This window comes from Anaerosacchariphilus hominis (assembly GCF_014290175.1).
Taxonomy (GTDB): domain Bacteria; phylum Bacillota; class Clostridia; order Lachnospirales; family Lachnospiraceae; genus Laedolimicola; species Laedolimicola hominis.
The window spans coordinates 236,967-262,113 of the sequence record NZ_JACOOR010000005.1 but is presented as its reverse complement, the minus strand read 5'-3'; the positions used below and the strand labels follow the sequence as shown (position 1 = coordinate 262,113).

At 52.8% G+C, this 25,147-nt stretch carries 26 protein-coding genes and 1 tRNA gene; 26 read left to right on the top strand and 1 reads right to left on the bottom strand.

Translation table 11 applies throughout. The annotated features are described in order from the left end of the window. The first annotated feature begins 22 nt into the window (after window positions 1-22). The 25 genes from mreB (at window position 23) to H8S44_RS10445 (ending at window position 22,793) form a co-directional block, all read left to right on the top strand. Window positions 23-1,030: a rod shape-determining protein gene (mreB, locus tag H8S44_RS10565; protein ID WP_186873648.1), complete on the top strand. Its 1,008-nt coding sequence runs from the start codon at window positions 23-25 to the stop codon at window positions 1,028-1,030. A gap of 12 nt (window positions 1,031-1,042) precedes the next feature. Next, a complete protein-coding gene (gene mreC / locus H8S44_RS10560; RefSeq protein ID WP_186873647.1) occupies window positions 1,043-1,909 on the top strand; it encodes a rod shape-determining protein MreC in 867 nt (288 codons plus the stop codon). Window positions 1,910-1,913: 4 nt separating this feature from the next. Further along, complete coding sequence (gene mreD / locus H8S44_RS10555; RefSeq protein WP_186873646.1) at window positions 1,914-2,483, top strand: rod shape-determining protein MreD; 570 nt, start codon at window positions 1,914-1,916, stop codon at window positions 2,481-2,483. Between the two features lie 35 nt (window positions 2,484-2,518). Next, on the top strand, window positions 2,519-5,386 hold the full coding sequence (locus tag H8S44_RS10550; RefSeq protein ID WP_243167559.1) for a penicillin-binding transpeptidase domain-containing protein: 2,868 nt from the start codon (window positions 2,519-2,521) through the stop codon (window positions 5,384-5,386). A gap of 11 nt (window positions 5,387-5,397) precedes the next feature. Then, entirely contained in the window at window positions 5,398-6,090 is a 693-nt protein-coding gene (minC, locus tag H8S44_RS10545) for a septum site-determining protein MinC (protein ID WP_186873644.1), read from the top strand. 70 nt (window positions 6,091-6,160) lie between these two features. Then, window positions 6,161-6,946 carry a septum site-determining protein MinD gene (minD, locus tag H8S44_RS10540; RefSeq protein WP_186873643.1) on the top strand — a complete coding sequence of 262 codons (786 nt, stop codon included), beginning with the start codon at window positions 6,161-6,163 and terminating at the stop codon, window positions 6,944-6,946. A gap of 18 nt (window positions 6,947-6,964) precedes the next feature. After that, on the top strand, window positions 6,965-7,246 hold the full coding sequence (minE, locus tag H8S44_RS10535; protein WP_178038175.1) for a cell division topological specificity factor MinE: 282 nt from the start codon (window positions 6,965-6,967) through the stop codon (window positions 7,244-7,246). A 22-nt stretch (window positions 7,247-7,268) separates the two neighbouring features. Continuing rightward, window positions 7,269-8,375 carry an FtsW/RodA/SpoVE family cell cycle protein gene (locus tag H8S44_RS10530; RefSeq protein WP_186873642.1) on the top strand — a complete coding sequence of 369 codons (1,107 nt, stop codon included), beginning with the start codon at window positions 7,269-7,271 and terminating at the stop codon, window positions 8,373-8,375. Window positions 8,376-8,390: 15 nt separating this feature from the next. Beyond that, the gene (mgsA, locus tag H8S44_RS10525; protein WP_186873641.1) at window positions 8,391-8,786 is read left to right on the top strand and encodes a methylglyoxal synthase; all 396 of its coding nucleotides are present in this window, start codon (window positions 8,391-8,393) and stop codon (window positions 8,784-8,786) included. 132 nt (window positions 8,787-8,918) lie between these two features. After that, window positions 8,919-9,338, top strand: a complete 420-nt coding sequence (locus H8S44_RS10520; RefSeq protein WP_186873640.1) for a twitching motility protein PilT — start codon at window positions 8,919-8,921, stop codon at window positions 9,336-9,338. 75 nt (window positions 9,339-9,413) lie between these two features. Continuing rightward, complete coding sequence (locus tag H8S44_RS10515; RefSeq protein ID WP_408609382.1) at window positions 9,414-10,883, top strand: HlyD family efflux transporter periplasmic adaptor subunit; 1,470 nt, start codon at window positions 9,414-9,416, stop codon at window positions 10,881-10,883. Window positions 10,884-10,900: 17 nt separating this feature from the next. Next, window positions 10,901-11,599, top strand: coding sequence for a YggS family pyridoxal phosphate-dependent enzyme (locus H8S44_RS10510; RefSeq protein ID WP_186873638.1), 699 nt, complete (start codon window positions 10,901-10,903; stop codon window positions 11,597-11,599). A gap of 26 nt (window positions 11,600-11,625) precedes the next feature. Continuing rightward, window positions 11,626-12,141, top strand: coding sequence for a cell division protein SepF (locus H8S44_RS10505; RefSeq protein WP_186873637.1), 516 nt, complete (start codon window positions 11,626-11,628; stop codon window positions 12,139-12,141). A 4-nt stretch (window positions 12,142-12,145) separates the two neighbouring features. Beyond that, entirely contained in the window at window positions 12,146-12,901 is a 756-nt protein-coding gene (locus H8S44_RS10500; RefSeq protein ID WP_186873636.1) for a YlmH family RNA-binding protein, read from the top strand. A gap of 28 nt (window positions 12,902-12,929) precedes the next feature. Next, the gene (aroB, locus tag H8S44_RS10495; protein ID WP_186873635.1) at window positions 12,930-14,036 is read left to right on the top strand and encodes a 3-dehydroquinate synthase; all 1,107 of its coding nucleotides are present in this window, start codon (window positions 12,930-12,932) and stop codon (window positions 14,034-14,036) included. Then, window positions 14,033-14,545, top strand: a complete 513-nt coding sequence (gene lspA, locus H8S44_RS10490) for a signal peptidase II (protein ID WP_186873634.1) — start codon at window positions 14,033-14,035, stop codon at window positions 14,543-14,545. The genes aroB and lspA overlap by 4 nt, the downstream gene beginning before the upstream one ends. Then, on the top strand, window positions 14,538-15,473 hold the full coding sequence (locus tag H8S44_RS10485) for an RluA family pseudouridine synthase (protein WP_186873633.1): 936 nt from the start codon (window positions 14,538-14,540) through the stop codon (window positions 15,471-15,473). Before lspA ends, H8S44_RS10485 begins: the two co-directional genes overlap by 8 nt. Window positions 15,474-15,639: 166 nt before the next feature. Further along, a tRNA-Leu gene (locus H8S44_RS10480) sits at window positions 15,640-15,722 on the top strand. A 199-nt stretch (window positions 15,723-15,921) separates the two neighbouring features. Further along, window positions 15,922-16,251 (top strand): anti-sigma factor family protein, encoded by a 330-nt coding sequence (locus tag H8S44_RS10475; RefSeq protein WP_186873632.1) that lies wholly within the window; start codon window positions 15,922-15,924, stop codon window positions 16,249-16,251. Next, the gene (gene polA, locus H8S44_RS10470) at window positions 16,248-18,935 is read left to right on the top strand and encodes a DNA polymerase I (RefSeq protein WP_186873631.1); all 2,688 of its coding nucleotides are present in this window, start codon (window positions 16,248-16,250) and stop codon (window positions 18,933-18,935) included. Before H8S44_RS10475 ends, polA begins: the two co-directional genes overlap by 4 nt. A 27-nt stretch (window positions 18,936-18,962) precedes the next feature. After that, window positions 18,963-19,595 carry a dephospho-CoA kinase gene (coaE, locus tag H8S44_RS10465; protein WP_186873630.1) on the top strand — a complete coding sequence of 211 codons (633 nt, stop codon included), beginning with the start codon at window positions 18,963-18,965 and terminating at the stop codon, window positions 19,593-19,595. Continuing rightward, entirely contained in the window at window positions 19,592-20,389 is a 798-nt protein-coding gene (locus tag H8S44_RS10460; RefSeq protein ID WP_186873629.1) for an MBL fold metallo-hydrolase, read from the top strand. The genes coaE and H8S44_RS10460 overlap by 4 nt, the downstream gene beginning before the upstream one ends. Window positions 20,390-20,476: 87 nt before the next feature. After that, window positions 20,477-20,746, top strand: a complete 270-nt coding sequence (locus H8S44_RS10455) for an ACT domain-containing protein (protein WP_186873628.1) — start codon at window positions 20,477-20,479, stop codon at window positions 20,744-20,746. An 18-nt stretch (window positions 20,747-20,764) separates the two neighbouring features. Beyond that, on the top strand, window positions 20,765-22,129 hold the full coding sequence (locus H8S44_RS10450; protein ID WP_186873627.1) for a PFL family protein: 1,365 nt from the start codon (window positions 20,765-20,767) through the stop codon (window positions 22,127-22,129). A 10-nt stretch (window positions 22,130-22,139) separates the two neighbouring features. Then, window positions 22,140-22,793, top strand: a complete 654-nt coding sequence (locus H8S44_RS10445) for an HAD family hydrolase (protein WP_186873626.1) — start codon at window positions 22,140-22,142, stop codon at window positions 22,791-22,793. Here H8S44_RS10445 and H8S44_RS10440 read toward each other — a convergent pair. Further along, on the bottom strand, window positions 22,780-24,099 hold the full coding sequence (locus H8S44_RS10440; RefSeq protein WP_186873625.1) for a tRNA(Met) cytidine acetate ligase: 1,320 nt from the start codon (window positions 24,097-24,099) through the stop codon (window positions 22,780-22,782). The genes H8S44_RS10445 and H8S44_RS10440 overlap by 14 nt on opposite strands. 110 nt (window positions 24,100-24,209) lie before the next feature. Here H8S44_RS10440 and H8S44_RS10435 point away from each other — a divergent pair, with 110 nt between their 5' ends. Next, window positions 24,210-25,124: an RluA family pseudouridine synthase gene (locus H8S44_RS10435; protein WP_186873624.1), complete on the top strand. Its 915-nt coding sequence runs from the start codon at window positions 24,210-24,212 to the stop codon at window positions 25,122-25,124. Window positions 25,125-25,147: the final 23 nt, after the last annotated feature.

The window sequence follows — 25,147 nt, the reverse complement described above, 5'->3', positions numbered from 1 at the left end:
CAGAAGAAAGAGAGGAAGCAAGATGTCTGCACAGAGTTTTGGTTGTGACTTTGGAACGAGCAGTATTAAGATTTACAGCAAGGAGAGCGACACCATTTACAGCGAAAAGAATATGGTGGCTATCGAAGAAAAGAAGGGGATGATCGCCTACGGAGACGAGGCTTTCGACATGCACGAGAAGGCTCCGGCCAATATCGACGTATTTTATCCCATGTCCTTTGGAACCGTGGCCAGCATTACCTATATGCAGGAGTTCCTGCGGGCCTTTCTGGAGAGCCATACAAAAGGAAACCTGAAGGGAGCGGAATTTGTCATCGCCCTTCCCACAGACGTACAGGATCGGGTATTTACCACCCTGATTCAGGGCACCGGGCTGAAGTCCAAGAATGTGGCGCTCATCGATAAGCCTGTGGCGGCAGGACTGGGACTGGGACTGGATGTAACCCAGGCGCAGGGCGTCATGCTGGTGGACGTGGGAGCGGACACCACGGAGATCTCCATTCTGTCTCTGGGCGGAACGGTCACGAGCAAGCTTATTAAGGTGGGCGGCAATAAGATCGACGAAGCCATTGCCAATGCCATCCGCCGGGAGTACGGCTATTTTATCGGCAATAAGACCGCTGAGATTCTGAAGAATGAGCTGGGCTACCAGCCGGGCAATACCACAGACAGCAGAGAGATCTGCGGAAGAAATATGGCACTGGGACTTCCGGCCATGCTGGAGATCACCGCGGACTTCGTGGCAAACGCCATTTCCGAGCAGCTGAAGTCCATCGTGGACGCCATTAAAATGATTCTGGAGCGCACGCCGCCCGAGCTGGGTGTGGATATCATCCGCAACGGTATCTTCCTCACCGGCGGAGTGGCGAACCTGACCGGACTGGACGACCTGATTGCCAAGGCCACCAATATCCGGGTCAATCAGGTGGAAAGACCGGAGGAGTGCGTAGCGAGAGGTCTGGCCCGCGTGATCAAGGAAAAGGAGTTCCGGAGTCTTACATTTGCAACAAAAGAGCAGGCTTATAATTAATCCGGGTGAAATATGAAGAAAAGAAATCGATTTTCAGTACCTTCCAAGTACATATTTGCGGCGCTGGTCCTTCTGTGTATCGGAACCATGTTCGCTTCCTACAGCACAGGCTTCGCAGGAAAGACCTTAAGCAGGATCTGCGGATATGTATTTGTACCGTTTGAGAAGGGAATCAATCAGGTAGGCGGCTGGGCGCGGAGCAAGAAGGACACCCTGGACGATCTGGCTGAGACCCAGGCGAAAAACCAGGAGCTGCAGGCTCAGGTGGATGAACTGACCCTGGAGAACAGCCGTCTGATGCAGAATCAGTATCGACTGCAGGAGCTGGAGGAGCTCTACGCCCTGGATCAGACCTATGGAGAGTATAATAAGGTGGCGGCGAATATTATCGCCAGCGACGCGGGCAACTGGTTTAATACCTTTGTCATTGACAAGGGAACAGCCGATGGCGTGGATGTGGATATGAACGTCATCGCAGGCAGCGGCCTGGTAGGAATTGTCACCAAAGCGGGCAGCAACTGGGCCCAGGTTCGCTCCATCATCGACGATATGAGTAATGTGAGCGCCCAGGTTCTGTCCACATCAGATTTGTGCTTTGTGAAGGGCGATCTGCAGCTTATTGATCAGGGCATGATCCAGCTCTATCAGCTGCAGGACACGGAAGGACGGGCGTCCATCGGCGATACGGTGGTGACCTCCCATGTGAGCGAAAAGTATCATTCCGGTCTGCTGATCGGTTATATCAACGAGCTGTCGCTGGATGCCAATAACCTGACCCGGTCAGGCACCTTGACTCCGGCGGTGGATTTTGAGCATCTGCATTCGGTTCTGGTAATCACGGATCTGAAGCAGAACGGCGCAGAGCAGGAGGAAGAGTAGGAAGATGAAGCGGAAAGCAGTCATGGCAGTTTTGATAATCATAACATTTCTGCTGCAGTGTACGGTGTTTCAGACCCTGGCGCTGGGCGGCATTTCACCGAATCTTCTGGTGATCCTGACCTCTTCCATGGGTTTTATGCGGGGAGAGAAGGAGGGTATGGCCGTGGGATTCTTTTCCGGCCTTCTGACGGATGTGTTTTTCGGAAAGCTGTTCGGCTTTTACACTCTGCTGTATCTGTTCCTGGGATACGGAAGCGGACTGTTTCACATGATGTTTTATGACGACGACATCAAGCTGCCCATGACATGGATCGCGCTGTCGGAGCTGGTATACGGACTCAGCGTTTATTTTTTTATGTTCCTGATGCGCAGCAGATTTGATTTCGCCTATTATTTCCTGCATATTATTCTGCCGGAGCTGATTTATACGGTGGTGCTGACCCTGCTTTTATACCGGCTGATTCAGAGGCTGAACCGGTTTCTGGATCGTCTGGATGAGGACACTGCGGCCACAGATTATTCGGCCTATACGGCCGGCCCGGCGGAGACAGATAAACAGACGGAGGAGCTTTAGGTTTGTTCAGAGAGTTCAGAGATACCTTGTGGAATTTGATAAAGTCACGGACCTTCATTCTCAGTGTCGGCTTTCTTGTATTGTTCGGAATTTTACTGCAGCGGGTGTTTTATCTGCAGATTGTAAAGGGGTCCGACTACCTGGAGTCCTTTTCTCTGAAGACAGAGCGGGATGTATCCCTGTCCAGTACCAGAGGAAAGATTTACGATCGAAACGGCGAGGTCCTGGCCTACAGCGAGCTGTCTTATTCTGTAACCATCCAGGATAACGGAAGCTATGCCAATAAGAGCACCAAGAACGCCCGGCTAAACGAGACCATCTACCGGCTGATTCAGCTGGTGGAGAACAATGGCGACAGCGTGGTGAACGATCTGGGCATTGTCTATGAAAACGGAAATTACGCCTACACCCTGGAAGGAAGAGCCCTTCTGCGATTAAAAGCGGATATTTATGGGAAGAATAAAACAAGCGAACTGACGCCCAGTCAGGAGCTGGCTTCCGCCAATGAGCTGATGAAGTATCTGTGCGAAGCGAAGAAGTACAACATCCCCGATTCCTATACGGAGGCGGAGAAGACCAAGTACGGAATCGCTGTGGACGGTTATACACCGGAGCAGAAGCTTCAGATCGCCACCATCCGCTATGGTATGGACGCCAACAGCTACAAGCGCTATGTGGCCACCACCGTGGCGACGGATGTGTCCGAGGAGACCGTGGCAGCCGTTCTGGAGAATCAGGACAGTCTGCAGGGTGCGGAAGTGGCTGAGAGCAGCCGGAGAGTGTACCCGGACAGTGTATACTTTTCTTCCATCATCGGTTATATCGGTAAGGCTTCCCAGGATGAGCTGGAGAGCCTGCAGGAGAAAAATGAGGACTACGAACTGAACGATATCGTGGGAAAGGCCGGAATCGAGCAGTATATGGAGACGGAGCTTCAGGGAACCAAGGGCTATGAGAAGATGTATGTGGACAGCGTGGGCCGGATTATCGAGGTGGCCGAGCAGAAGGAGCCGGTTCCCGGCAACGATGTCTACCTGACCATCGACAAGAATCTTCAGATCGCCTGCTACAATATTCTGGAGCAGAAACTGGCGGGCATTCTGATCTCCAAGATTCAGAATACCAAGGAATACAACCCGGGGCCCAATCCCAGCGCCGCCAAGATCATGATACCGATTTACGATGTATATTACGCGCTCATCGACAATCACATCATCGATATCACCCATTTTGGCGCGGACGACGCCACGGAACTGGAAAAGAGCGTCAGTCAGCGGTTTCAGACAAAGCGGGAGCAGGCGGTGGCCGCTATCATGGCCCAGCTGAATTCCGACAGTGCCACAGCCTATCAGAACCTCTCCCGGGAGATGAAAAACTACATGAGCTATATTGTAGCCAATGTGCTCATGGGAGACAATCAGGTTCTGATGAAGAGCGAGGTGGATACCTCGGACGCCACCTATATCGCGTGGACCAATGACGAAACCATCAGCCTCCGGGAGTATCTGCAGTATGCCATTTCCCAGAACTGGATCGATGTGACAAAGATATCCGGGGATAATCCCTACCTGGATTCCCAGGAGATCTATCAGTCGGTGCTGGATTACATCCAATCGGCGCTGATGGAGGATATGGAGTTCGGCAAGATGCTGTACAAGTACATGCTGCTGGACGATCAGATGTCCGGAAGAGAAATTTGTCTTTTATTATATGATCAGAATGTGTTAGAATATGATGAGGATACGATTTCGAGGCTGAATTCCGGCGCGTTAAGCTCTTACAGCTTCATGATTGACAAGATTCAGAAACTGGAGATTACGCCGGCTCAGCTGGCACTGGAGCCCTGCAGTGGCGGTATCATCATTGTGGACGCAGATACGGGAGATACCCTGGCCAGTGTGACCTATCCCAGCTATGATAATAACCGTCTGACCAATGTGATGGATTCCAATTACTATAACAGCTTGCAGAAAGATCTGTCTTCACCCTTTGTTAACCGTGTGACCCAGGAGAATTTGGCGCCCGGTTCCACATTTAAGCCTATTACGGCGATTGCGGGACTGGAAGAGGGGGCCATTACACCGTCCACCGTAATTTATGCTTCCGGACAGTTTACGGAGATTACGCCATCGCCCACCTGCTGGATCTTTAACCAGTACGGGGGACATCACGGCAATGAAACTGTCGTTACGGCTATCCGGGATTCCTGTAACTGCTTCTTCTATGAGGTGGGTTACCGGCTGGCAGGCGGACGCAGCGCCGGAGGCTACAATGTGGAAAAGGGTCTGTCCATTCTGGAGAAGTACGCTCGGATGTTTGGCCTGGGAGACAAGTCCGGACTGGAACTTTCCGAGTACGAGCCCCGGATTTCCGATGAGGACGCAGTCCGTTCCTCCATCGGACAGGGTACCAACAGTTACTCTCTGTCCCATATCGTCCGTTATGTGGCGACCCTGGCAAACCGGGGATCCTGTTATGATCTGACGCTTCTGGATAAGCTGACAGAGACAGATGGGACTCTGATAGAGGAGTACCAGCCGAAGCTTCATAACCAGGTGGAGATCGCAAACAGCAGCTGGGACGCAGTCCATCAGGGCATGCGTCTGGTGGCGGAGAATACCAGCTCTCTGAAAGTTTTAAGTGATCTGGGGCTGAACGTGGCTGGAAAGACCGGTACGGCCCAGCAGAGTAAGAGCCATCCGAACCATGCGCTTTTTGTGGGCTTTGCACCCTATGAGCAGCCGGAGATCGCCGTTGCGGTGCGTATCGCCAACGGATATACTTCCGCCAACTGTGCGGAGGCGGCTTCTGATGTATTCAAATATTATTTCAAACTCACCGATGAGGAGGAGATCTTAAGCGGAACCGCCAGTGGCTCCAGCGGACAGACTATAGGTGATTAGGAGTGAAAGTGATGTCAAACCAGTCAGTTATCATAAAAAGTAACCGGTACGGGCTTGTAGTCCTTCTGGATGATCAGCCCGATTGGGATACCATAAAGAATGAGGTGGCGGAGAAGTTCCGTTCCTCAGACAAGTTTTTCGGAGACGCTCAGATGGCCCTGAGTTTCCAGGGAAGAAAGCTTTCCGCTGAGGAAGAGGCTGAACTTCTGAAGATTATCGGAGAAAGCTGCAGAATTCAGATCGTCTGCGTGGTAGAAGAGAATACGGCAGAGGAGCAGGCTATGAAAGCAGCTGTGGAGAGTCGTCGTCCGGTGGAGCAGCATGATCTGGCGAATTTACAGGATGGACGCTTCTATAAAGGAACCCTGCGTTCCGGCCAGGTCCTGGAATCTGAGACCAGCATCATCATTCTCGGAGATGTGAATCCGGGAGCCCGGGTGGTATCCAAGGGGAATATCATCGTCCTGGGAGCCCTGAAGGGCAATGTCTTTGTGGGCGCTGCGGGTAATGAATCCGCTTTTGTGGCGGCCCTGTCCATGGCTCCCATGCAGATCCGCATCGGGGATGTGATTGCCCGCAGTTCCGACGGCGCGGCCCGACGGAAGAAAAAAGCGGACGAGACGCCGAAGATTGCCTTTGTGGAAAATGGGAATATTTATATCGAGCCCATTACCAAGGATGTGCTGAACGATATTAACGTGTAAGCAGGAATTTCTGATAAAATACATTTATAATAAATACATTTATAATAAATAAAAGTTGGAGGAAAAAGGTATGAGTGAAGTAATCGTAATTACATCCGGAAAAGGCGGTGTGGGAAAGACCACTTCCACAGCGAATATAGGAACAGGACTTGCCAAGCTGGGTAAGAGCGTGGTAATGATCGACACAGATATCGGACTGCGGAATCTGGATGTGGTTATGGGGCTGGAGAACCGGATTGTATACAATCTGGTAGATGTGGTAGAAGGAAACTGCAGAATGAAGCAGGCCCTGATCAAGGACAAGCGTTATCCGAACCTGAGCCTTCTTCCTTCGGCTCAGACCAGAGATAAGACAGCTGTGACACCGGAACAGATGGTGAAGCTCATCGATGAGCTGAAGCCGGAGTTTGATTACATACTGCTGGACTGCCCCGCAGGCATCGAGCAGGGATTCAAGAACGCCATTGCGGCAGCGGATCGGGCTCTCATCGTCACTACGCCGGAGGTATCCGCCATTCGTGACGCGGATCGTATTATCGGACTTCTGGAGGCCAATGATATCCATAAGATCAACCTGATTGTAAACCGTCTGCGTATGGATATGGTAAAACGGGGCGATATGATGTCCATCGAGGACGTCATCGACATTCTGGCTATCGATCTCATCGGCGCCGTGCCGGATGACGAACATATCGTTATCGCCACGAACCAGGGCGAGCCGCTGGCAGGAGATTCTTCTTTAGCAGGAACAGCTTACATGAATATCTGTAAGAGAATCATGGGCGAAGAGGTGCCGCTGATGAACCTGGATGTGAACAACGGATTTTTCGCGAAGCTTTCAAAGCTGTTCAAATAAACGAAGGGGGAGAAGAAGATGGCGTTAATGGATTTTTTCCGGAAAAAGAGCTCGGGAGATGTGGCGAAGGATCGTCTGAAGCTTTTGCTGATTTCCGACCGGGCAAATTGTTCCCCTGAAGTAATGGAACTGATTAAGAATGACATTATAAAGGTTATCTCAAAGTATATGGAGATCGACTGCGAGAATCTGGATATCCAGATTACCCAGACCGAATCCGACGGCCAGAACGGCCATGTGCCGGCCTTGTGCGCAAATATCCCCATCAAGGATCTGAAGCATAAGGATCAGCTGAGATAGACCTGGCAGATTGAGGAAAACTATGTTGAAACAATATCGATTGAGGGATTACAGATTCAGACTGGTGTGTTATGTGTACGCGATTACGATCATTGGAATTCTGGTCATCGGAAGCGCGGAGAAGTCTGTACAGGGCCAGCAGATACTGGGACTGTTTCTGGGGACGGCAGTGATGCTGGTAATCTCATTGATTGATTATATCTGGGTATTGAAATTTTACTGGCTGATATACGCCTTTAACCTGGTGCTGCTCCTGCTGGTGAAGACGCCTCTGGGTGACGATGCCAACGGAGCGGTCCGGTGGCTGAAGATCGGAGGCTTCCGGTTTCAGCCATCGGAGCTGTCCAAGCTTCTGCTGATTCTGTTTTTTGCGAAGCTTCTGGAGAAGTACAAGGAGAACCTGAACACCTGGAAGGTTCTGGGAATGATGGCGGCGTTCTTTGTCATCCCGGCGGCGCTGATCAAAAGTCAGCCGGATCTGTCCACCACCATTTCTATTTGTATGACCTTCGTAATTCTGCTTTTTGTCTCGGGTTTGAGCTATAAGCTCATAGGCGGTGCGCTGGCTGTGGGTATCCCGGCGGCGGTGATTTTCATCAGCCTGATCATGCAGCCGGATCAGAAAATTCTCGATCACTATGCATGGCTGCGTATCATGGCCTGGCTGAACCCCACCCAGTATGCGGACAATGCCTATCAGCAGCAGAATTCCATCATGGCCATCGGATCCGGCCAGCTGGTGGGAAAGGGCCTGAACAATAACCTGGTCTCATCCGTAAAGAACGGAAGCTTCATCGCGGAGCCCCAGACAGACTTTATCTTCGCGGTGGCCGGCGAGGAACTGGGCTTTATCGGCTGCGCAACAATTATTTTACTATTGGCCTTAATTGTGTTAGAATGTATCTGGATAGGCAGACGGGCCAGAGATTTCTCGGGAACTCTGATCTGCTGTGGGGTGGCAGGCTATATCGGATTCCAGAGTTTTGTTAATATCTGCGTGGCCACAGGCATTATGCCGAATACGGGAATACCGCTTCCTTTTGTCAGTTATGGACTCACGTCCCTGGTGACGTTGTTCATGGCCATAGGCTTTGTGCTGAATGTGGGCCTGCAGCCGAAAAAATACTAACTTGGGGGTGTTCACATGAACATTGGATTGATTGCACATGATGCAAAGAAAAAACTGATGCAGAATTTTTGTATTGCGTACAGAGGAATATTGTGCAAACATAATCTGTATGCAACCGGTACGACGGGAAGACTGATAGCGGAGGTTACAAATCTGAATGTACACCGTTATCTGGCGGGACATCTGGGTGGAGAACAGCAGCTTGCGGCGCAGATTGAGCACAATCAGATGGACATGGTGATCTTCCTGCGGGATCCCCTGAATCCCAAGGTGCATGAGCCCGACGTGAATAACGTGGTAAAGCTCTGTGATATGTACAATATTCCCCTGGCGACCAATCTGGCCACGGCGGAGCTTCTGGTAAAGGCCATGGAGCGCGGCGATATGGAGTGGCGGGAATTATATAATTGATATTGTATAATTAGTATAAGAAAACCGAAATAAGAGTTGTCTTTTTTGCAGATATGCACTATAATGTTCTTATCTGCAAAGGACAGCAGCGATTTAGAAAATAAAATACAGGAACCCAAGGAGGACGTGACCATGGTACAGTTAATTGTAGGAAGCAAGGGAGACGGAAAGACAAAACATTTACTGGACAGAGTTAACAGTCAGATCAAAACAGCGTCAGGAAATATCGTATATCTTGATAAGAGCGCAAAGCACATGCATGAGCTGGACAACAAAGTTCGCCTTATCAATGTAACGGATTATCCGTTAAAGAACTGTGATGAGTTTATCGGATTTATCTGCGGAATCATTTCACAGGATTATGATTTGGAGCAGATGTATCTGGACAGCTTTTTAAAGATTGCGCATCTGGAAGGACAGGATTTGACAGATGCCCTGACACAGCTGAATCAGATCAGCGAGCAGTTCAAGATTGGGTTCTGTGTAAGCATTTCAGTGGAAGAGAAGGATCTTCCGGACTTTGCAAAGGAGCAGGTCATCATTTCCTGCTAAAATGTATAGAACATGTACATAAGAGGATATCCCGTAAGGGATGTCCTCAAGTTTTAACTGGAGGAGTGGAAGCCATTGTCGGGTTCGCGAAAAAAGAATAAAAAGATTATCAAATACCGGCGCCCGATAGGAAATGGCATGAATATCGGCGTTGTATTTTTTGGGTTTATCGCCATTTATCTAATAGTCTGTGTTTATATGTATTTTACCTCAGAACATATCTCAGGCTATGAAGTGATAAAGGGAAATCTGGCCACTGATCACCATTACACGGGGATCGCCCTTCGGACCGAGCAGGTCTACGATGCGGACAAAGCCGGATATGTGAATTATTACGCGGCGGAGGGAGAGAAGGTCTCCGTGCTTTCCACCGTTTACACCATCGATGAAAACGGAGAGATGTCCAGTCTGCTTCAGGAGAATTCCGGGGAGCTGAACCTGGGTGAGAATGATTATAATGAAATCAGATCGGAAATCAGTTCCTATCTGAGCAATGCCTCGGATATGGAATTTCAGAAAGTATATGAGTTTCAATCGGATGTGAATACGGTCATTCTGGATCTGGTGAACCAGAATCTGATCGAACAGCTGGATTCGGCCACCGAGACCGGAAATGCCCTGTTTACCCGCTACAATGCGGCCACGGCAGGAGTGGTGGAATACTATGTGGACGGCTTTGAGACTGCCACAGTGGACGGCCTCGACGCCTCCTGGTTCGACAGGGAGAATTACAGCCGTCAGGATCTGAGGGCGGAGTCCCTGGTAAGCAGCGGCGATCCGGTGTACAAGCTGGTGACCAGCGAGGAGTGGCAGCTGATATTTCCTCTGGACGAGGAGATGGAAAGCTATATCCTGGGCAAGATGGAGGCCAATCAACGGACAGCGGAGGATGGAACCGTCACCCAGGGAAAGACTTACATAGAGATTCAGTTTGATAAGGATGACGCTTCAGTGTGGCCGTCGGTAACTGTGGAGTACCGGGATGGACAGGCCTACGGCGTACTTTCCTTTATCAATTCCATGGTCCGCTACGCAGGGCAGAGGTATCTGGATTTTGAGGTGCTTCGCAGCGAGACGGAGGGCCTGAAGATTCCCAAAAGCGCTGTGACCGAGAAGGAATTCTATGTGATTGACGTGAATTATCTGACCCAGTCGGAGGACAGAACGGGCTTCATGAAGCAGACCACCCTGGAGGACGGCAGCAGTACGGTGGAGTTCGTAAGTCCCACCATTTACTATAAGGATGATCAGTACGCCTATGTGGATCCGGAGGAAGAGGATTTCAGTACTTCAAAGAAAAAGCTTCAGAGCGGCGATCTGCTGATCAAGAGTGATTCCGGTGAGTTCTACCAGGTAGGACAGACGGAAAAGCTTCAGGGCGTCTACAATATCAATAAAGGCTATACGGTGTTCCGGCAGATTCAGGTCCTTTATGAAAACGAGGAATACTGCATTGTCAGTGAAGGAACCAGTTACGGTCTTTCCGTATATGATCAGATCGTATTGAACGCGGATACGGTGGAGGAAGACCAGGTAGTATACTAGACAGGAGGAAGACAGAAATGGTAGTGGAGAATCTGAAACAGGTAGAAGAGCGGGTGAAGGCAGCCTGTGAGCGCGCAGGCAGACAGCGGGATGAGGTGACTCTGATTGCGGTCAGCAAAACCAAGCCTGTTTCCATGATAGAGGAGCTGCTTCCGGGCGGCACGCGGGATTTTGGCGAGAATAAGGTGCAGGAGCTCTGCGACAAGTACGAGCAGCTGCCCAAGGATATCCGCTGGCATCTTATCGGCCATCTCCAGAGAAATAAAGTAAAATATGTGGTGGATAAGGTCTGCCTGATCCATTCGGTGGATTCCCTGCGTCTGGCTCAGACCATCAGCGAGGAGGCTGGGAAGAAGGGCGTGAACGTGCCTGTTCTCATCGAGGTCAATGTGGCCGGCGAGGAGAGCAAGTTCGGAGTAAAGCCGGAGGAAACCGAAGAACTGGTACGCCAGATCGCCCAGCTTCCGGGCATTTCCGTCAGGGGTCTGATGACCATTGCGCCCTATGTGGAGGATCCGGAGGAGAATCGGGTTCATTTTTCCAGTTTAAAGAAATTATCTGTTGACATAAAAAAGAAAAACATTGATAATGTATCTATGAATGTCCTGTCCATGGGTATGACCGGAGACTATGAGGTCGCCATCGAGGAGGGCGCTACCATGGTACGCGTGGGAACGGGTATCTTTGGCGAAAGAGATTATAGCAAGCAAGCTTAATGAAAGAAGAGAATGGAGACTGAATCATGAGTGTAATCGATAAATTTCTGGATGTCATGAAGCTCGGAGGCGATGATGACTACGACGACTATGACGACTATGATGATTTCGATGATGATTATGAGGACAAGCCGAAAAAGGGCCTGTTTAAACGGAAGAAAGAGGATGAGGACGATTACGAGGATGAGGAACCCAAGTCCGGCTCCCAGAAGGTGACGCCTATTCGGAAGCCCCAGAGAAGATCCGGAGGCGGGATGGAGGTCTGCGTCATTAAACCCACAGGCTTTGACGATTCCAGAGAGATCGGAGAGACTTTGCTCAGCAATCGTACAGTGGTCCTGAATTTTGAGGGACTGGATGTGGAAGTAGCCCAGCGAATTATTGACTTTACTTCCGGTTCCTGTTTTGCCATCGGAGGAAATCTGCAGAAGGTGTCCGGTTATATTTTCCTGGCTACGCCCAAGAGCGTGGATATCTCGGGGGATCTGCAGGATATCTTAAGCGGATCCATTGACATTCCCTCCGTATACAGCAAGTTCTAAGGGTATGACGAAAGAAGAGCAGCAGCTGGAGAAGCATTTTCTGGATCTGGCCAGGATGGCTTACCAGAGGGAGATTATGACATTTTCAGATTTTCTGAATCTGAACGAACGGAATATATTGCAGAGTATCGGTCAGAAGCTCTCCTATGTACAGGTGGAGGGCTGGGGCGGATATGAGTTGGCGGAGCGTCAGATAGCGGTTTTTCGACCTGAGGCTCCTGTATTTTGTGCAGACTATCCCATCGTGTGTCTTAAGATAGCGCCCCTGCAGAGGAAGTTTGCAGAGGATCTGAGTCACCGGGATTATCTGGGCTCCATCCTGAATCTGGGCATGGAACGCTCCTGCCTGGGAGATATTCTGGTGGGGAAAGAAGCGACCTATCTGTTCTGCCTGGAGCGGATGGCGGACTTTATCTGTGAGAATCTGACCCGGATCCGTCATACCAGCGTGACTGTGGAGCGGGTGGAGGCCAGAGACTTTGATTATGAGCCGGAGTATAAGGAAATCACGGGAACCGTGGCGTCGGTGCGGCTGGATCGGCTTCTGGCGCTGGCTTTCGGGGCTTCCCGGAGCAGCCTGACCGGTCTCATCGAGGGTGGTAAGGTATTCGTGAACGGCAGACTGGTGACTTCCAATGGCTATGAACCAAAGGAGGGTGATCTGGTATCCGTGCGGGGCATGGGAAGGTTCCGCTACGCCGGAGGCGGCGGACAGTCCAGAAAGGGCCGGGAGTACGTGATACTGCAGCGGTATATCTGAGAGAACAGACGGAAAAGAGGAGCAGACTATGAGTGAAAAGGGCAGAGTTCTTCCGGTTCGGAAGGACGGAGCATTTTGTTATTCCATCGTGCTTGAGCAGAGCTTTGAGGAGCTGGCAGAGCAGGTTTGCGCGTTACAGGTGGAGGGCAGAAAGATCTGTATCGTGACAGACAGCCAGGTGGGCCCGCTGTACGCGGATCAGGTGAAAAAAGAACTGGAGAAGGTATGCAGAAGGGTAACGGTGTACACCATTCCCGCGGGAGAGGCGCACAAGACCCTGGATACAGTCCGAGGTGTCTATGAGCATCTGATTCTGGAGCATTTTGACCGGAAGGATCTGCTGGCAGCTCTGGGCGGCGGTGTGGTCGGGGATCTGACCGGCTTTACGGCGGCCACCTATCTTCGGGGCATCGGTTTTATCCAGATTCCTACTACCCTGCTTTCCCAGGTGGACAGCAGCATCGGCGGAAAGACCGGTGTGGATTTCGACAGCTACAAAAATATGGTGGGAGCTTTCCATATGCCCCGCCTGGTGTATATGAATCTCTCGGTGCTGAAGACTCTGCCGGAGCGTCAGTTTGCTTCCGGTATGGCAGAGATCCTGAAGCATGGCCTGATTAAGAATGAGGGCTATTTCCAGTGGCTTCTGGATGAAAAAAAGGCTGTCTGCGGCCTGGATATGGATGCTCTGCTGACCATGATAGAGGAAAGCTGCAAGGTGAAACGGGCCGTGGTGGAGGAGGATCCCACAGAGCAGGGTGACCGGGCTCTTCTGAACTTTGGTCATACCATTGGTCACGCGGTGGAGAAGCTGAAGAACTTTGAGTTTCTGCATGGGGAGTGCGTAGCCATCGGTTCCGCGGCAGCAGCTTATCTCTCCATGCGCCGGGGAATGATTACAAAGGAAGAACTGGAGCGTATCTGTGAGGGATTACGGATCTACGGGCTTCCCACGGGAACCACAGGACTGGATGCGCAGGCGGTTCTTAAGACCACCAAGTCCGATAAGAAGATGGACGCGGGCAGTATCAAGTTTATCCTGCTTCGCCGGACGGGAGACGCCTACGTGGATCGGACTGTGACCGACGAGGAGCTTCTGGACGCAATTCAGTGGATATTAGGGGAAAAAGAATGACAAAGCGTGTAAAATATAATCTGACAGGTCTCATTGGGACAGTGTTGCTGGTAGCGCTTGACCAGTGGACCAAGCTGCTGGCGGTCCGGCATCTGATGGGACAGGCGGCTGTTCCCATCCTGGACGGCGTATTTGAACTGCATTATCTGGAAAATCGGGGCGCGGCCTTCGGGATCCTTCAGGGACAGAAAGGGATCTTCCTGCTCTGCACCGCGTTGGTGCTGGTGGTGCTGGCCTTTTATTACAATCGGATGCCTGTGACCGGGCGGTTCCGCCTGCTGCGTTTGGTGGGCGTACTGCTGAGCGCAGGCGCCGTGGGGAATCTCATCGACCGAATGCAGCATTCCTATGTGGTGGACTTCCTGTATTTCAAGCTGATTGATTTTCCTATTTTTAACGTGGCAGACTGCTACGTGACCGTGGGAGCGGTACTTCTGGCCGCGGCGATTCTGTTTGTATACAAAGAGGACGAGCTTGGCTTTCTGAGCCTGAGGAAACCGCATGAGTGAGGAAAATAAGCTGTCGTTTCAGGTGGAGCCTTCCGAGGCAGGACAGCGGATCGACCGTTATCTGTCGGAAAAGCTGCCGGATCTGACCAGATCCTATCTGCAGAAGCTTATCGGAGAGGGCTTTGTGCTTCAGAAGGGAAAGCCTGTGAAGAACGGAACAAAAACTCTGGCCGGAGAGCAGATTGAGGTGACCGTTCCCGAGGCGGAGGAGCCGGAGATTCTGCCGGAGGATATTCCGTTGGATATCCTCTATGAGGATGCGGACGTGATTTTGGTGAATAAGCCAAAAGATATGGTGGTTCATCCTGCGGCAGGCCATTACAGCGGCACACTGGTGAATGCTCTGATGTATCACTGCCGAGACGGTCTTTCCGGCATCAACGGCGTGCTGCGCCCGGGCATCGTACACCGGATCGACAAGGACACCACCGGCGTGCTGGTGGTCTGCAAAAACGATAAAGCCCACAATGCTCTGGCAGAGCAGCTGAAGGAGCACACCATTACCCGGAGGTATCGGGCCATCGTCTGCGGCAATCTCAAAGAGGACGAGGGCACTGTAGACGCGCCTTTGGGACGCCATCCACAGGATCGGAAAAAGATGGCCATCGTCCGCCAGGGTGGCAGACGGGCTGTGACCCATTACCGGGTGCTGGAACGCTTCGGTTCCTATACCTATATCGAGTGCCGGCTGGAGACAGGCCGGACCCACCAGATCCGCGTCCACATGGCCAGCCTGGGCCATCCTTTGCTTGGCGATGAGGTCTATGGCCGCACCAAGTCGCCCTTCCATCTGGAAGGCCAGACCCTCCACGCCATGGTTCTGGGCTTTCAGCATCCCACCACCGGCGAGTACGTGGAGTTCGAGGCACCGCTGCCCGCATATTTCGAGGAACTGCTTCAGAAGCTGCGGAAGCAGAGCGGGAGATAAGACCTCCGCAGAGCCATGGAAGCGGAGCAGGCAGGAAAAGCCAGATATGGAAAAGGGAAGCCAACTGCCTGCGGGTGAGAATCGTGTGAGAATCGAAAAATTCTCCTTGCTATTTAAGGATGGCTATGATAAAATAAGTAAGTTGCTGGAGTTCACAGCAACACAAGCCGGCGTGTCGGAATGGCAGACGATGCAGACTCAAAATCTGTTGCGGGTAACCGCGTGCGGGTTCAAGTCCCGCCGCCGGCATTAAAATACTTTCAAGAGCCTTTAAGAAACATCACCCATGGGAATTTCATGGGTGATGTTTTATTTCACAGGATTCTGACTTGATAAAGAAGTAACCTTGTACAACCCTCCCCCCATGTGCTATAATAACCCTAGTCTGTGAGCCGCGGAAGTGAAACAGAGCTGTCCGCGGCTTTTGTTTTTGGAAAGGAGAGGGCCTATGACCTGCAAGGAAGTCGAGCAGATGATTATGCCATATATCAATGACGAACTGACGGACCGGCAGCTGGGGCCGTTTCTGGAGCATGTGTACAGCTGTAAGAGCTGCTATGAGGAGTTGGAGATTTATTATACCCTGTATGCGGGCCTGTCTCAGCTGGACGGCGAGAATGAAGGACAGGATATGCACAATCTTCTGCAGGAGGCGCTGCACGCATCAGAGCAGCGGGTTCGGGGAAGATTGTTGTTTAACGTCTATTATGTGGTGACCCAGGCCCTGGCCATGGCAGCCCTGGTGGCGATTATAGTGATGGAGATATGGAAAATATGAGGGAAAAGATACTTCTGGTGGATGGTCACAGCATCATCAACCGGGCATTTTACGGAGTAACAGATCTGACGAATTCCGAGGGGCTGCATACCAATGCCATCTATGGATTCCTGAATACATTATTTAAGGTGCTGGACGAAGAAAAGCCGGACTATCTGACGGTGGCTTTTGATGTGAAGGCACCTACTTTTCGGCATAAAATGTACGACGCTTACAAGGGGACCAGAAAGCCCATGCCGGCGGAGCTCCATGAGCAGGTGCCGGTGCTGAAGGACGTGCTCCATGCCATGGGCATCGAGACCATGGAAAAGGCGGGACTGGAGGCGGACGATCTGCTGGGTACCGTGGCGAAGCGCAGCGAGGCCAGAGGGCTGGAGGTGACGGTGCTGTCCGGTGATCGGGATCTTTTGCAGCTTGCCACTGAGCATATCCGGATCCGGATTCCGAAGAGCAAGGGCGGTGTGACGGAGACAGAGAACTACCACACTCAGGACGTCATCGATCGGTATCAGGTGACGCCCCTTCAGATCATCGAGCTGAAGGCTCTGATGGGGGATACGGCGGACAATATTCCCGGCGTGCCGGGGATCGGAGAGAAGACCGCCACGAACCTCATCGTCCAGTTCGGAAGCATCGAGAATGCCTACAGGCATGTGGAGGAGATTAAACCCAACCGGGCAAAGGAGGCTCTGAAAACCCATTACGATATGGCCGAGATGAGCAAGAAGCTGGCTACCATTGATATCGACTGCGACTATGATTACGACTGGGAAAAAGCGAAGCTGGGCGATATCTACACGCCGGAGGCCTACAGCTTCCTGAAGCGTCTGGAGTTCAAAAATATGCTGTCCCGGTTTTCTGTGGAAGCCCCGGCCAATGAAAAGATCGAGAAGTCCTTCCGTCTGGTGGAGGACCTGGGCGAGGCGGAGAACCTGCTGTCCAGGGCGGAACAGACGGAGCGCCTGGCCTTTGCTCTCCAGAGAGAGGGTGAGGAGCTTCTGTCCCTGTCCCTGACCCTGGGCCAGGAGCGGACCTTTATCATCCCGGTGGAGGGCTTTGTGACAGAGAACTGGCTGCTGGGCAGACTGGTCCGGGTGCTGGCAGAGGCACAGCATATCAGCTGTCTGGGCCTGAAGGAGACACTCAAGTATCTGGAGAGCCGAATGGACGGGGAAGGACAGAAAGAGATACAGAGATTGGCAGGTTTGGAGCATCAGAATGCCTTTTCGGACGAAGAGATCACGGCCTATCTTCTGAATCCCCTGAAGGACAGCTACGGAACCGAGGAGCTGGCAAAGGAATACCTGGCGCTAACCATTCCGTCCAGAACCGAGTTGTTTGGTAAGGACAAGCTTACGAAGGTGAAGGATGAAAATCCGGAGGCATATAGGATTTATGCGGGCTATGCTTCCTATGTGCTGTATCAGGCGGCACCGGTATTGGAGGAGAAGCTTCAGGAGACAGGTATGGAGAGGCTGTACCGGGATATGGAGATGCCGCTGGTCTTTACCCTGGCCGGTATGGAACGGGAAGGTGTCCGGGTGGACGCAGAAGCCCTGAAGAGTTACGGAGACGAGCTGGCTGTGCGGATCGGAGAGCTGGAGAAGCAGATCTACGAAGAGGCAGGCGAGACCTTCAATATCAACTCTCCCAAGCAGCTGGGAGTGATTTTATTTGAAAAGATGGGCATGAAGGGCGGCAAGAAGACCAAGACCGGATACTCCACTTCAGCGGAAGTGCTGGAGAAGCTGGCGCCGGAACACAAAATCGTGGCAGATATCCTGGAGTACCGACAGTTAACCAAGCTGAAGTCCACCTATGCAGACGGCCTGGCGGGCTACATCGGAGCAGATCAGAGGATTCATACCACCTTCCAGCAGACTATCACGGCCACGGGACGCTTAAGCAGTACGGAGCCGAATCTCCAGAACATTCCCATTCGCGTGGAGCTGGGCAGACGAATCCGGAAGGTCTTTATCCCGGCGGAGGGTTGCGTGCTGGTGGATGCGGATTATTCCCAGATTGAGCTTCGGGTTCTGGCCCACATGTCCGGAGATGAGAATCTGATCAAGGCCTATCGGGAGGCACAGGATATTCACAGACTGACAGCGTCCCAGGTATTTCATATTCCCTTTGATCAGGTGACGGATCTGCAGAGGCGGAACGCCAAGGCCGTGAACTTTGGTATTGTATACGGTATCAGTTCCTTCGGACTTTCCCAGGATCTGAGTATCACCCGGAAAGAAGCTCAGGAGTATATTCAGAAGTACTTTGAGACTTATCCGAAGATCAAGGAGTTCCTGGATCGGTGCGTGGAGGAGGCAAAGACGGAAGGGTACGCGAAGACCATGTTTGGCCGGAGACGTCCCATGCCGGAGCTGAAGTCCTCGAATTTCATGCAGCGTTCTTTCGGAGAGCGTGTGGCCATGAACGCGCCCATCCAGGGAACCGCGGCGGATATTATTAAAATCGCCATGATTCGAGTGGACCGGCGGCTGCGGGAGGAAGGACTGGCATCCAGACTGCTGCTGCAGGTACACGATGAGCTTTTGATCGAGGCACGGGAAAATGAGCTTACACGGGTGAAAACGATTCTGGCCGAGGAAATGTGCGGCGCGGCGGAGCTGTCCGTGCCATTGGAGATTGATATGAAGCAGGGAAAAAACTGGTACGAGGCCCATTAGGATAAAAGCAGGACAATAACCAGAAAGATGAGAGGAAAGGAAGCAGCCGGGGTGAAAGTAATCGGAATAACAGGCGGAGTGGGTGCAGGAAAGAGCGCTGTGCTGAAGTATCTGGCAGAAAAGCCGGGAGTGCGCGTCGTGGAGGCAGACGAGGTAGGCCATCTTCTGATGGAGCCCGGGACAGAGTGCTTCTGCAGGATCCGGGAGCACTTCGGCGAAGGGGTGATCCGGGAGGACGGAACCCTGGACCGGGCTGCAGTGGCGAAGATCGTATTTTCAGACGAAAAGGAACTGGCATGGCAGAGCGGGCTTATGCACCCGGCGGTGAAGCAGTGGATCCGGGAAGCCATCGAAGAGGAGCGGACAAAGGGAAACTGCCGCCTCTTTGTGGTGGAGGCTGCTCTTCTGATCGAGGATCATTACGAGGAGATCTGTAGCGAGTTCTGGTACATCGCCGCAGAAAAAGAAGTACGCCGGGCCCGTTTAAAGGAGACCCGCGGCTATTCGGATGAGAAGATCGACGCTATCTTCGCCAACCAGAAGCCCGATGAGGAATACCGGAAGCACTGCGCCCGGGTCATTGAGAATAACGGCACCAAGGAAGAGGTTTACGGGCAGATAGACAGACTCCTGGAGGAGAAAGGAGAAACAGACAGATGAGAATGTGCAGTATTGCCAGCGGAAGCAGCGGAAACTGTATTTACATAGGTTCCGAACAGCATCATATTCTGATTGATGCGGGAATCAGCGGAAAACGGGTGGAGGCAGGACTGAACAGTCTGGAGCTGTCCGGGCAGGACATCGACGGTATCCTGTTGACCCATGAACATTCCGATCATATCAAAGGACTGGGCGTACTTGCCCGGAAATACGGCTTTCCCATTTACGCCACGCCGGGTACCACGGCGGCTGTAAAGGCCATGACGAACCTGGGAAAGATCGAGGAAGGGCTTTTTCATGAGATTCATGCAGATGAGAATTTTCAGATAGGAGATCTGGAGATAGCCCCTTTTACCATCTCCCACGATGCGGCGGAGCCGGTGGCCTACCGGGTGGAATGCGGCGGAAAAAAGATGGCGGTGGCCACAGATTTGGGAGTTTATACGGATTACACTATTGACCATTTGCAGGATCTTGATGTATTATTGCTTGAAGCAAACCATGATATTCACATGCTGGAGGTGGGAGCCTATCCTTACTACCTGAAGCAGAGAATCTCCGGAGACCGGGGCCATCTTTCCAATGAGACGGCCGGAAAGCTTCTGTGTCAGGTGCTGCATGAGAATATGAAGGGGATTTTTTTAGGACATCTCAGCAAAGAGAACAATTACGCGGAGCTGGCCTATGAGACGGTTAAGCTGGAGCTTTTGCTGGGAGAAAGTCCCTATCGGGCGGAGGAGCTGCCCTTAAGCGTGGCCAGCAGAGAGGAACGTTCCGCCTGCGTGGCAGTCTGAAATCCAGGCGGGTCAGATTGTGGAAAAAGTGAGAGCCGCTCTCATTTTATCATATTTTTATTATATTACGTTCACAAGGAGGATGTTATGAAAAGAAGCATTATCACTGTAGTAGGAAAGGATACTGTAGGCATTATCGCAAAGGTATGTACTTACCTGGCAGAAAATAACGTGAATATTCTGGATATCTCCCAGACCATCGTACAGGGCTATTTCAACATGATGATGATCGTGGATACCGAAAAGGCGGAGTCCTTTGAAAAGCTGGTCCGGGAACTGGACGGGCTGGGTGGAACCATTGGCGTGGTGATCAAATGCCAGCAGGAAGAAATTTTTGATAAAATGCACCGGATCTGACAGGTGAAAGGAGCAGTCATGATAAACTTATACGAGGTAAAAGAAACCAATCAGATGATTGAGCAGGACAATCTGGATGTGCGAACCATCACGCTGGGTATCAGCCTGATGGACTGTATTGATTCCGATCTGGAGCGTCTGAATCAGAAGATTTACGATAAAATCACCACCGTAGCCAAAGATCTGGTGAAGACCGGAAAAGAGATCGAGTGCGACTACGGAATCCCCATTGTAAACAAGCGTATTTCCGTGACTCCCATCGCCATCGTCGGCGAGGCGGCCTGCAAGAAGCCGGAGGACTATGTGACCCTGGCGGAGACTCTGGATCGGGCAGCCAAGGAAGTGGGCGTGAACTTCATCGGCGGCTATTCCGCACTGGTGTCCAAGGGCATGACCAAAGGGGAGGAGAATCTGATTCGCTCCATTCCCGAGGCCCTGGCAAAGACCGAGCGGGTCTGCAGCTCCATCAACGTGGGCTCCACCAAAACCGGCCTGAATATGGACGCAGTGCGTCTTATGGGAGAAATGGTGGTAAAGACCGCCGAGTACACCAAAGAGCAGGATTCCCTGGGCTGCGCCAAGCTGGTGGTATTCTGTAACGCTCCCGATGACAATCCTTTCATGGCGGGCGCTTTTCACGGCGTCACCGAGGCAGATGCCATCATCAACGTGGGCGTCAGCGGACCGGGCGTGGTAAAGCATGCCTTGAGCAAGGTGCGGGGCGAGAGCTTCGAGGTGCTTTGCGAAACCATCAAGAAGACTGCCTTCAAGGTGACCCGTGTGGGCCAGCTGGTGGCTCAGGAAGCTTCCAGACGGCTGGGGATTCCCTTTGGCATCATTGATCTTTCTCTGGCTCCCACGCCGGCCATCGGCGACAGTGTGGCGGAGATTCTGGAGGAGATTGGATTGGAGCGCGCCGGAGCGCCGGGTACCACGGCAGCCCTCGCCCTCTTAAATGATCAGGTAAAGAAAGGCGGCGTCATGGCGTCTTCCTATGTGGGCGGCTTAAGCGGAGCCTTCATCCCGGTCAGCGAGGATCAGGGCATGATCGACGCAGTAAAGGCAGGCGCCCTAACCATCGAGAAGCTGGAAGCCATGACCTGTGTCTGCTCCGTAGGTCTGGATATGATCGCCATTCCGGGTGACACCAAAGCCAGCACCATTTCCGGCATCATTGCGGATGAGATGGCCATCGGAATGATCAATCAGAAGACCACAGCTGTCCGGCTGATTCCGGTCATCGGAAAAGGTGTGGGTGAGACTGTAGAGTTCGGCGGCCTTCTGGGCTATGCGCCGATTATGCCGGTGAACCAGTTCTCCTGTGAGGCCTTTGTGAGCCGCCGGGGCAGAATTCCGGCCCCGATTCATTCGTTTAAAAATTAGGGAGGAACCAATGAAGAAGTATACACATCTGGTTTTTGATATTGACGGAACGCTGATCGACTCGGCGCCGGTAAACATGCAGTCCCTGCAGGAGACCCTAAAGGATCTGCGTGGCGAAGTGATTCCGCTGGAGGATCTGGTATTCTCCTTTGGGATTCCGGGTGTAGCCACCATGGAAAAGCTGGGCTTTTCAGATCCCATGGCTGCCACCCAGGAGTGGATCAGGCATTACGACGTCTATGCGGAAAAGCTGGGTATGCCCTTGTTTCAGGGCATCCGCGAGGTGATAGCAGAACTTCAGAAGAAGGGGATTCATCTGGGCGTGATTACTTCCAAGCTGCAGGAGGAATATGACGCGCATTTTACCAGGAACGGTATGCGGAACTATTTTGAGACCGTCATTACCTCCAGCGATACCGAGAAGGGAAAACCGGCTCCGGATCCCATGCTGGCTTATCTGGAAAAGACGGGAGCGGCGAGGGAAGAGGTTCTGTATTTCGGGGATACCTGTTATGATATGGAATGCGCCCGCAGTGCGGGGGTAGACCAGGCGCTGGTGCTCTGGGGCTGTCTCCGTCCCGAAGGAATCGAGTCCACCTATCAGGTGGAGAAAGTGGAGGATATCCTTTCCTTCGCGGATTTTGACGCGGTTAAGGCAGAATAACCGGCGAACGGGTATATTCGTGAACCAGGGGCTGCTTTCTGCGGCTGGCCTTTACGGATTCATAGAGATGCGCGGCAAACAGATCCTGTTCAAACAGGGCGGACTGTTCCGGGGATAAGACAGAAGAGGCGTCTGCCGCTTTGACAAGAAGCGGCGAGGCGCTTTTCTCTTTGATGGCCGAGAGCAGGGGGGCAGCGCTTTTCCGGAAGCCCAGGGGCCGCAGATACACGGGATAGCCGGCGGCTTTACGGCTGTTCAGATCTGCCTGGGTGAGACCCAGGAGAACATGGCACAGGGCCCGGGTGACCCGGGTGTGGGTGATCTGGCGGGTTTTGATGAGATCTGCGAAAGCCTCCGCATCGGTAAAGACAAACCGGTTTTTGTAAATGCGGGCAGCCAGTTCCTGCCCCACGTCCTGGATGGCAGCCAGCTCTTCCCGGGACAGGGAGAGAAGCCGATAGGAAAGCTGGGCGGAAAAGTCGGAGAGACTGACCGGTCCGGCCTCACGGAGAACCTGCTCCAGAAGAGCGGCCGAGTCCTCAGGCAGCTGGGAGCAGATAGAGGCAGGAAGCGGTGCTGCCTCCTTGCGGCAGTCGGCATCCGGAAAGCCGGAAAGGCCCTGGATGATGGCATAGCGGATGGCCGAGGCCGAGGCCATGGAAGCATCCAGATTGAGATCATGATAACCGGCGGATTCCCGGCGAAGGGTCAGCGGCCGGATGGAGCTGTTCCGGTGCAGGAGCGCCCGGCAGTATTCCACGCCCAGAATATTGTTGGGAGAATCCAGAAGGGAAGGCTCCCGTCTGCAGTCCGCGTCTGCGGCGGAGCAGGGGAGAATCCGTTCAAAGGTATTCCGGTACTCTTCGGCGGCCCGGCTTCTGGCAGCAGGAAAACTTATGCCCTGCTTTAAGAAGGACTGGAGAAGCTCCCGGTAGAGAGGCGGTTCCTCCTCAAAGAGCCGGGCGTAGTCCATAAGCGGGGACAGATCTCCGACTTCGCTTCCGAAGCAGAGGGTGTCCACACAGCCCAGCTCTTCCAGAACGGAGACGGCGCCCCTGGCGAAGGTCTCGGCGCTGCCTGTGGCGTAGGGAACCGGAAGCTCCAGAACGAGATCCGCGCCGGAACGGAGCGCCATTTCCGCCCGGACGTATTTGTCCACCAGGGCCGGATAGCCCCGTTGGACGAAGTCGCCGCTCAGGATGATGACCGCATAGTCGGCTTCGGAGAGCTCCCGGGCTTTCCGGAGCTGATAGGCATGCCCTTTGTGAAAAGGATTGTATTCCGCGATGATTCCCACTGTTTTCATAAAAATCTCCCTGTATCGTTTTATTCAGTGTATCACAGGGGGCAGGGACTGTCAAAAGCGCGGAGGGCTCCGGAGGACGGGAGCGGCAGAAAGAGATCAGGAGAACACAGATGCAGAAAAAAATCAGCCGGTATGTGACAGAAGAATACGAAGATAGTACCTTGCAGCATTTCCTGCGGGCAGCCATGGGATTGACCCAGAAGGAAATCAGTCGGGCAAAGTTTCTGCCGGGCGGAATCTGCGTGGACGGGGAACAGAAAAAGGTGACAGCCCGGTTAAAAAAAGGCCAGCTGGTGGAGGTGCGGACGGAGAACGGGAACAAAAGCTCCGCTCAGCTTTCAGCCAGCCGGGAGCCCCTGGAGGTGCTGTATGAGGACGCCGATGTAATCGTCGTGAATAAGCCGGCGGGGATCCAGACTCACCCGGCGGGCAGGAGAACCTTTGAGGCGGACACCCTGGCCAGTCGACTGATGTACTATCTGGGGGAAAAAGGTGAGAAAGGCGTTATCCGCATTGTGGGACGCCTGGATAAGGACACCTCCGGCGTGGTGCTGGCAGCCAAAAATCGGATGGCTGCAGGCAGGTTGACGGCCCAGAGGGAACAGGGAACCTTAAAGAAAATCTATCTGGCAGTGACGGAAGGGATCCCGGAGTCGGAGAGTGGGGAGATTCGTGTTCCCCTGGCCCCGGATCCGGAGGATAAGACCCGCATGATAGCGGTTCCGGATGGAAAATCGGCCGAAACCCATTACCGGGTGCGGGAAAAGGGAGAAAACCGGGCCCTGGTGGAACTGTGGCTGGAGACAGGCCGCACTCATCAGATCCGGGTCCATCTGAAAGAAAAAGGCTGCCCTCTGGCGGGGGATCCTCTGTACGGAACAGGCGGGGAGGAGTCCGGAATCGGCAGAACCGCCCTGCACGCGGCAGCCCTGACCTTCCGTCAGCCCTTCACCGGGGAAGTCATCCGGGTGGATGCACCCCTGCCGAAAGACATTGCCAGACTTGTGGAAGCTATGGTAAAATAGAGCCGTTGAGAAAGCGAGGAGTT

Bases quoted from the DNA above. Each gene is read 5' to 3' on its own strand.
- mreB (WP_186873648.1), top strand. From the start codon at position 23: ATGTCTGCACAGAGTTTTGGTTGTGACTTTGGAACGAGCAGTATTAAG.
- mreC (WP_186873647.1), top strand. From the start codon at position 1,043: ATGAAGAAAAGAAATCGATTTTCAGTACCTTCCAAGTACATATTTGCG.
- mreD (WP_186873646.1), top strand. From the start codon at position 1,914: ATGAAGCGGAAAGCAGTCATGGCAGTTTTGATAATCATAACATTTCTG.
- minC (WP_186873644.1), top strand. From the start codon at position 5,398: ATGTCAAACCAGTCAGTTATCATAAAAAGTAACCGGTACGGGCTTGTA.
- minD (WP_186873643.1), top strand. From the start codon at position 6,161: ATGAGTGAAGTAATCGTAATTACATCCGGAAAAGGCGGTGTGGGAAAG.
- minE (WP_178038175.1), top strand. From the start codon at position 6,965: ATGGCGTTAATGGATTTTTTCCGGAAAAAGAGCTCGGGAGATGTGGCG.
- H8S44_RS10530 (WP_186873642.1), top strand. From the start codon at position 7,269: ATGTTGAAACAATATCGATTGAGGGATTACAGATTCAGACTGGTGTGT.
- mgsA (WP_186873641.1), top strand. From the start codon at position 8,391: ATGAACATTGGATTGATTGCACATGATGCAAAGAAAAAACTGATGCAG.
- H8S44_RS10520 (WP_186873640.1), top strand. From the start codon at position 8,919: ATGGTACAGTTAATTGTAGGAAGCAAGGGAGACGGAAAGACAAAACAT.
- H8S44_RS10510 (WP_186873638.1), top strand. From the start codon at position 10,901: ATGGTAGTGGAGAATCTGAAACAGGTAGAAGAGCGGGTGAAGGCAGCC.
- H8S44_RS10505 (WP_186873637.1), top strand. From the start codon at position 11,626: ATGAGTGTAATCGATAAATTTCTGGATGTCATGAAGCTCGGAGGCGAT.
- H8S44_RS10500 (WP_186873636.1), top strand. From the start codon at position 12,146: ATGACGAAAGAAGAGCAGCAGCTGGAGAAGCATTTTCTGGATCTGGCC.
- aroB (WP_186873635.1), top strand. From the start codon at position 12,930: ATGAGTGAAAAGGGCAGAGTTCTTCCGGTTCGGAAGGACGGAGCATTT.
- lspA (WP_186873634.1), top strand. From the start codon at position 14,033: ATGACAAAGCGTGTAAAATATAATCTGACAGGTCTCATTGGGACAGTG.
- H8S44_RS10485 (WP_186873633.1), top strand. From the start codon at position 14,538: ATGAGTGAGGAAAATAAGCTGTCGTTTCAGGTGGAGCCTTCCGAGGCA.
- H8S44_RS10475 (WP_186873632.1), top strand. From the start codon at position 15,922: ATGACCTGCAAGGAAGTCGAGCAGATGATTATGCCATATATCAATGAC.
- polA (WP_186873631.1), top strand. From the start codon at position 16,248: ATGAGGGAAAAGATACTTCTGGTGGATGGTCACAGCATCATCAACCGG.
- coaE (WP_186873630.1), top strand. From the start codon at position 18,963: ATGAGAGGAAAGGAAGCAGCCGGGGTGAAAGTAATCGGAATAACAGGC.
- H8S44_RS10460 (WP_186873629.1), top strand. From the start codon at position 19,592: ATGAGAATGTGCAGTATTGCCAGCGGAAGCAGCGGAAACTGTATTTAC.
- H8S44_RS10455 (WP_186873628.1), top strand. From the start codon at position 20,477: ATGAAAAGAAGCATTATCACTGTAGTAGGAAAGGATACTGTAGGCATT.
- H8S44_RS10450 (WP_186873627.1), top strand. From the start codon at position 20,765: ATGATAAACTTATACGAGGTAAAAGAAACCAATCAGATGATTGAGCAG.
- H8S44_RS10445 (WP_186873626.1), top strand. From the start codon at position 22,140: ATGAAGAAGTATACACATCTGGTTTTTGATATTGACGGAACGCTGATC.
- H8S44_RS10440 (WP_186873625.1), bottom strand. From the start codon at position 24,099: ATGAAAACAGTGGGAATCATCGCGGAATACAATCCTTTTCACAAAGGG.
- H8S44_RS10435 (WP_186873624.1), top strand. From the start codon at position 24,210: ATGCAGAAAAAAATCAGCCGGTATGTGACAGAAGAATACGAAGATAGT.